7 protein-coding genes are annotated in these 6,339 nt (G+C 50.8%); 5 read left to right on the top strand and 2 right to left on the bottom strand.

The annotated features are described in order from the left end of the window. The 3 genes from ABYP33_RS08315 to ABYP33_RS08305 all read left to right on the top strand — a co-directional run. On the top strand, positions 1–334 hold a 334-nt coding region (locus ABYP33_RS08315), incomplete at its 5' end, for an OmpA family protein (protein WP_373090307.1). Positions 335–341: 7 nt separating this feature from the next. Then, positions 342–1,070 carry a DUF2894 domain-containing protein gene (locus ABYP33_RS08310; protein WP_373090305.1) on the top strand — a complete coding sequence of 243 codons (729 nt, stop codon included), beginning with the start codon at positions 342–344 and terminating at the stop codon, positions 1,068–1,070. A gap of 301 nt (positions 1,071–1,371) precedes the next feature. Further along, entirely contained in the window at positions 1,372–2,259 is an 888-nt protein-coding gene (locus ABYP33_RS08305) for a DMT family transporter (RefSeq protein ID WP_373090304.1), read from the top strand. A 71-nt stretch (positions 2,260–2,330) separates the two neighbouring features. Here ABYP33_RS08305 and ABYP33_RS08300 read toward each other — a convergent pair whose 3' ends face one another. Next, on the bottom strand, positions 2,331–3,620 hold the full coding sequence (locus tag ABYP33_RS08300; RefSeq protein WP_373090303.1) for a serine hydrolase domain-containing protein: 1,290 nt from the start codon (positions 3,618–3,620) through the stop codon (positions 2,331–2,333). A 214-nt stretch (positions 3,621–3,834) separates the two neighbouring features. Between ABYP33_RS08300 and yghU the strand changes: the two genes are divergently transcribed. Continuing rightward, the gene (yghU, locus tag ABYP33_RS08295; RefSeq protein ID WP_373090302.1) at positions 3,835–4,677 is read left to right on the top strand and encodes a glutathione-dependent disulfide-bond oxidoreductase; all 843 of its coding nucleotides are present in this window, start codon (positions 3,835–3,837) and stop codon (positions 4,675–4,677) included. A gap of 281 nt (positions 4,678–4,958) precedes the next feature. On the opposite strand, the gene ABYP33_RS08290 is transcribed toward yghU, so the two are convergent. Continuing rightward, positions 4,959–5,207, bottom strand: a complete 249-nt coding sequence (locus ABYP33_RS08290) for a glutathionylspermidine synthase family protein (RefSeq protein ID WP_373090301.1) — start codon at positions 5,205–5,207, stop codon at positions 4,959–4,961. A gap of 228 nt (positions 5,208–5,435) precedes the next feature. Here ABYP33_RS08290 and ABYP33_RS08285 point away from each other — a divergent pair, with 228 nt between their 5' ends. Then, positions 5,436–6,338, top strand: a complete 903-nt coding sequence (locus tag ABYP33_RS08285) for a prenyltransferase (protein WP_373090300.1) — start codon at positions 5,436–5,438, stop codon at positions 6,336–6,338. Position 6,339 lies beyond the last annotated feature (1 nt).

Genomic DNA, 6,339 nt, shown 5'->3' with positions numbered 1-6,339 from the left:
GCTCCATACTTTGCGGGCACCGCTGCAAGTGTATTTGACCGACAGTGAGCAGCTATTAATGGTCAGCGGCTTTACTGACGATCTGCCAATTCAGCAGGGAAATCTGCACTTTAGCGATAACTGGGAGCTGTCTGCGCAGCGCGCCTTGACGGTAACTCGCGCTTTAATTGAAGAGGGTATGCCACCGAGTATGGTGTTTGCGGCGGCGTTTGGCGCCCAGCAGCCGGTGGTGGCGAATGCCGACAGTGAGAGCCGTTCGCAAAACCGGCGAGTGGAAATGGCACCAGTGCCACGGGTTTCTGGCGACAAAGCCGCCCTCAGCTTAGGGCCGTGAACACGCCATGAATAGCGACGCGCTCATCGATAAAATCAGTGAACTGCGGACGGCGGGAGCCGACCAATTTGACCCGGTACGCTTTCGTTACATTGAAGCGTTGGCATTGCGCGCACACGGTTCGCGGCAGCCGCTGGGGCAGCGACTTACTGAAAAAAGTGCAGCTTCTTTAGCCGATTACTTGGCTAGCCGCGGCGCAATTCGGGCCGACAATAAAGCAATTAAATCGCGCCCAGGCACCGCCACTGTCGCGTCTTTAGCGGCGTTGCGCCGAGCACTGGATGCTAGCCAAACCCGCCCGACTGTGGGTGTGAGTGATTTTGAACAACAACTGCAAGATCAAGAGGGTGAGCTGCTACAGGGCGCATTATTTGCGTCCTCACTCGGCAACGAAGCGGCCGCTGAGCCGTCTTCAGATAATGTTGATGTCGCGGTTAAGCCCTTAAAATCCAGTCAAAGTTTGCGAGTGCATCAGCAGCGCCGCGCGGCAGAAAAGCGTGTTGAACTCGCCATAGCGGAAGGGCCGGAAAGCCCCGGCCCACTTAATCCGCAAATGCTCGCAATAAAAGCCCTGAGCATAATGCGCGACATCTCTCCGCATTATTTAAATCGCTACGTGGCGTATCTCGATACTTTGTTTTGGGTGGAGCAGTTGGACACTGCCGCGAGTACCAAAGCCGACAAGAAAAACAGCCGGGTAGGCAGCCGCGCAAAGGCCAAGAAAAAGTCTGTATAGTCGCGATGAGGGCTAAGCTCGCCATTGCTAGATATGACTTGCCTCGCTTAATGTTTTTCTTTTACTATAATCTGGCACGCGCATTCTTATTACGAGTTCAAATTTAATGCCTTTCATTTGTCCCGCCATGTTTGCCTCGGCCCAGCACAAATTAGTTGTGCGCTGGGCGCGTTGGGGTGTGGCCGAGCAATGATGTAAACCGATTTAAAACAACATTATTTAAAGGCCGCAGACATTCCGCTGCGGCCTTTGTCGTTTTAGGCCCAGCAGAAATCTACGGCAAGTATGCAAGGACAGCACAATGCTTGTACGTTTCACCTATTTACTGGTTATTGCCATTTGGGCAACGACGCCGCTGGCGATTAAATTGGGCGGCGATTCCCTTACCCCGATAGCGGGGCTGACGCTGCGTATTGCGTTGGCATTTATGGTGGGCAGTCTCATTTGTACTATTGGCGGTTATGCCGGATTGGCTATTCGTCGCCACTGGAAACTTTATGCTGCAGCGTCGATTAGCTTATTCCCCAATATGGCATTGGTATACATCGCGGCGCAGAGTATTTCGTCGGGCTTAATTGCGCTGCTGTTTGGCCTAACGCCGTTTTTTACAGCGGTATTGGCCAAGCCTATTCTCGGCGAAAATATGCTGCAGCCGCGGAAATTGCTGGGCATTGGTTTAGCGCTGGGCGGCTTGGCATGTATCTTTTTTGATAAGGCTGCTGTAACTGCCGGTAGCTATTTGGGTATTAGTTTAATGCTGGTATCAAATTGTTTGTTCTCAGTTAGCGCCTTGTGGGTGAAAAAACTCAATGCCCAAATGGCCGTAGAGCCTACTGAACAAGCGCTGGGCGCAATGGCTTTTGCCTTGCCGGGGATGGTGCTGAGCTGGATTTTTTGGTTCGGCATTGAGCCGCTTAGCCTGAGTTTAAGCTCGCTGGGGTCTTTGCTGTATTTGTCACTGTTTGGGTCTTTGGTGGGGTTTGTTGCTTATTATTCGCTGCTTAAAAATTTGGCAGTGGAAACGGTTTCACTTATTCCGTTAATTACACCAATTTTGGCGATGGTGATCGGTGTGTTCGTCGCCGACGAGTCAGTATCGTTGCTAATGATGATGGGGGCCGGTTTGATACTCGTCGCGCTGGCGATACATCAAAATTTTTGGCGAGCGCCAAAAATGGTATCACCATAGAATTTGGCTATAGTGACGTAGAACACGCGGCACAGCCTGTGCAGTTTGTTACGTTTTGACCTTGCGATTACTTAATGTTCGTGTTGGCCAAAATTGCCGCTCCATGCAGACATATCGTCTTTCTGGGGGAAATTTTTGCGAATATTTTCCATTAATCCGAGTAGGCTACAAATATGGCTGCCAATGACTGGTTTGCCATTATTGAGTACCGCTACGGAAATGTCGCGCTGTGGGTCTGCCCAGCACACTATATTAGAAAAACCTAAATGACCAAAGGCGTAAGGTGTATTACGGCCATACAGCCCCATTATGCGGCCACCTAACATGGCACCTGCGCTGTAGCGCATGGGAATAATTAGCGACCGATCATGCTGAGGACGGGAGGCCTCTGTGGTTAAACGGTATACCGACAGCGGTGACAGTATTTGCTTGCCCTGCCATTGTCCCTGTTGAAGCAACATTTGAAAAAACTGACAGGCTTCATTGGCGTTTGCGTATAAATTTACAGATGGAATAATAGCGTCTAGAAAATCGTCAGTATTCGAAAGTGCGACAACGGTATCGACATCGGCGCCAAGTATTTTTTCTAAGTGCTTACCAACAAGGGAAATATTGGGTAAGCCGCTGCTGTAGTTGTGCGCCTCCGTGCCGCGACTACTGTTGGGCATGCCGAAGGTGAAGGATTTAAAACCCATTGGTTTGCGAATAACTTGGTCGAGATATTCGTTCATGCTCAGGCCAGTGCAGACCCTGACCAGCTCGCTGGCAATAATGCCCCCCGTAATTGCGTGATAAGCAAGTATGCGGCCGTCGACGTCGAGCGGCGGTTGCTCGCATATTAGGCGCAGTGATTCTTGGTGGTCAAACAGCACGCTTGGTGGTGTTCCCAGCGGGACGCCAGGTACGCCCGCGCGATGTGCTAATAGTTGGTATATCGAGATACCGGCCTTGCCGTTTTGGGCGAAGGCCGGAATGTAATAGCTGACCGGATTTAGCAGGTCGAGTAAGCCATCTTCGGCGAGCTTATGGATTAATACCGCGCTTACGACTTTGGACGCTGAGAATAAACATACTGGTGTGTTTAATTGCGCGCCGACGGCTTCGGCCCCATTCACGCCGCGGGCTTGTCCGATGCTGCGGTGCAGCACGGTTTTACCTTTGTAGCGCAAGCACATGCTTACCATGGGGTGCATGCCGCTCGAATGGAAGGCCTCTGCGCTGGTCCAAATTGCTTCGACGTCGACGCCATCTGCGGCTTGTTCTGCTGGATCGATAGTGAGGGGGCTGGTCGCGTCTGGGGATAACTCGGGGGCTCTAAATACACGGCGACAGATTTTGTTCGCGCTAGAAGTAACCGACATAGTACGCCTCTTATTTTAAGTGGTTATTTTTATACCACGGTCGTAGTTTACACGCTAGGGCTGAATACGGTTCTATTAAGCTTTTCAGGCAGTAATGGGCCGCGATAGTAGTATTACTGCATGGTAACGGCGGCTAATTGTCTTCTTGCTTTGCAGCGCTGTACCATGCTGAATGGGAATTTAGACTTAAGCAATGCAATGGGAGCCGAAGAAAATGTCAGAGTCGACAATATATACTCCACCTGCCGTTTGGAAGTGGGAGAATCAGAATGGCGGCCGTTTTAGTAATATTAATCGGCCAATTTCTGGCGCTACCCATGACAAGGTGCTGCCAGTCGGCGAGCATGGTTTACAGCTTTATTCCCTCGCTACACCGAATGGCGTGAAGGTGACGATCATGCTTGAGGAGTTGCTTGAGCTGGGTATTAGCGACGCCGAATACGATGCCTACGCCATTATGATTTCTGATGGCGACCAGTTCGGCAGTGACTTTGTTGATATTAATCCGAACTCAAAAATACCGGCGTTAATGGATCGCAGTGTAAGCCCGCCAATCCGGGTTTTTGAATCGGGCGCGATTTTATTGTACTTGGCTGAAAAATATGACGCTTTTTATCCTAAAGAAGCAGCTGAGCGCGCCGCCTGCCAATCGTGGTTAATGTGGCATATGGGCAGTGCGCCATTTTTAGGGGGTGGCTTTGGTCATTTTTACGCTTATGCACCAGAGAAATACCAGTACCCCATCGACCGTTACGCAATGGAAGTTAAGCGTCAGTTAGATGTTTTAGATAAGCACCTTGCCGCGAATATTTTCTTGTGTGGCGACAATTACACCATTGCTGATATCGGGGCTTACCCGTGGTACGGCGCGCTGGTGCAGGGCTATTTGTATGAGGCTGCGGAGTTCCTTGATGTGGCCTCGTATACCCATGTTTTGCGCTGGGCGAGTCTTATCGCCGAGCGCCCCGCCGTACAGCGTGGCCGCCGGGTAAATCGCCTGTGGGGCGATGAAGACAAGCAAATGGCCGAGCGTCACAGTGCGGAGGATTTTAAATAGAGGCGTAAACCCGGCCCCGAGGCAATGCCGTGCCATTGGGGTGGTGGCCTCGCGATCTTGATCGCGAATAGTGCCTTGCTTGTCCCAGGCGAGCCCCTCAAGTTGTATAATGACCTTGCTGGCTATACCGGCTGCCTCGAGCGTCTGCTGTATAAAGAGCGCGTGGTATTCCCCCTCGGGATCATGGTCACGCAATATATGCACTAGGCCGTTAGCATGACTCTTCTTTCCGGCGTGGCTGAGGTCGTGAAACAAGGCCTTACCGGCATCTCCGGTGCCTTTTAGTTGGCAGTGTTGCCCCCATTTTCCCGAACCTTGCTCGCCTCCATATAGCACGACGCCGAGTCACAATTGTATTCGTAAACTTTGAGCCCGTCGGCAGTTTGGGCAAAGTCAAAACGACTGTTAATCAGTTGATTTAAACGGTTGTCCCAAGACTGTCGAATTATGGGCAATGCCGCTTTGGGAAAATTAAATTTGGTCAGTACGTCATCGTCGCAAAGAGCGTAGTCGGTGACGTGCAGAAACAAGCCGTGCAGGTCAATGGTGGCGTATTCCAGCTCGTCAACGGCGTCTCTGTTAGGTTTGGCGTATGGGCTTTATGAGCTGAGTATAGGCAGTGCTTTGCGGTTTAGAACAGATTCTTGGTGTCGAGTGTCGCTCACCTAATTTCAGGCGCCGTAGTGTGAATTTTCAGAATTGGCCTAGAATTTAATTGAATACATTCACTTTGTGGAATAAGCGCAGCGAGACTTAATATGAGTGCAATCGCAACACTGGCGGCGAGCGCAAGGCCCAAGTTCCTGGTATTAACATTCGTATGCATAGCACTGGGTTGGGCCGGCAGTGCATTCGCTGGGCAAACGCTTGCCCTCGCCTTATTCGGATGGGTGTTGACAGGTGGATTAGCGGCGCATATCAGCGTTAATTTGTTAAATGAATATCACGATTTTAAGAGCGGCCTTGATCTTATTACCGTAAAAACACCGTTCAGCGGTGGCAGCGGCGCCCTTCCAAAAAAGCCGGCGTTTGCCGCATGGGTATTGTTAGGCGCAGTGCTGAGCTTGCTTCTAACAGTGTTGATAGGCTGCTACTTGGTCTATTTGCGTGGCGTGGATTTATTGGTTATTGGGCTTCTCGGTGTCATGCTAATCCTTAGCTATACTCCTTATATAAACCGTAATGCGTTGCTGTGCTTGATTGCCCCTGGTTTTGGTTTTGGCGTGCTAATGGTAATGGGCACGGCAATTGTTTTGAGTGGCCACGTTAGTACCGCGACCGCGTGGCTAACCGCGCCAGCATTTTTTTTGGTGAACAACTTATTGTTACTCAACCAATTTCCCGATATGGATGCGGATCAGCAGGTCGGCCGCAACCATTTGCTAATTCGTTATGGCCGCGTGGTCTCGAGCCGGGTTTACCTTGCTTTTATGATGTGTGCCTATATTAGTATTGGCCTTGGCGTGCTTAGTGGCGCACTGCCACTGGCGGCGTTGTTCGCTATGCTGACCTTGGCAATGGCAATACCGACTGCCCGCGGCGTTCTTAGTAATGCAAATAATTCCGAGCAGTTAACTATGTTTTTAGGGCCAAATGTCGTCATTACGATGTCGACCTTAACGATATTAGCCGCTGCAGTATTCATTGAGTCTGGGGGGTAGA

This window comes from Zhongshania sp. (assembly GCF_041584495.1).
Taxonomy (GTDB): domain Bacteria; phylum Pseudomonadota; class Gammaproteobacteria; order Pseudomonadales; family Spongiibacteraceae; genus Spongiibacter.
Note: the sequence above shows the minus strand (reverse complement) of the source record. Positions and strands in the feature narration are given on the sequence as shown.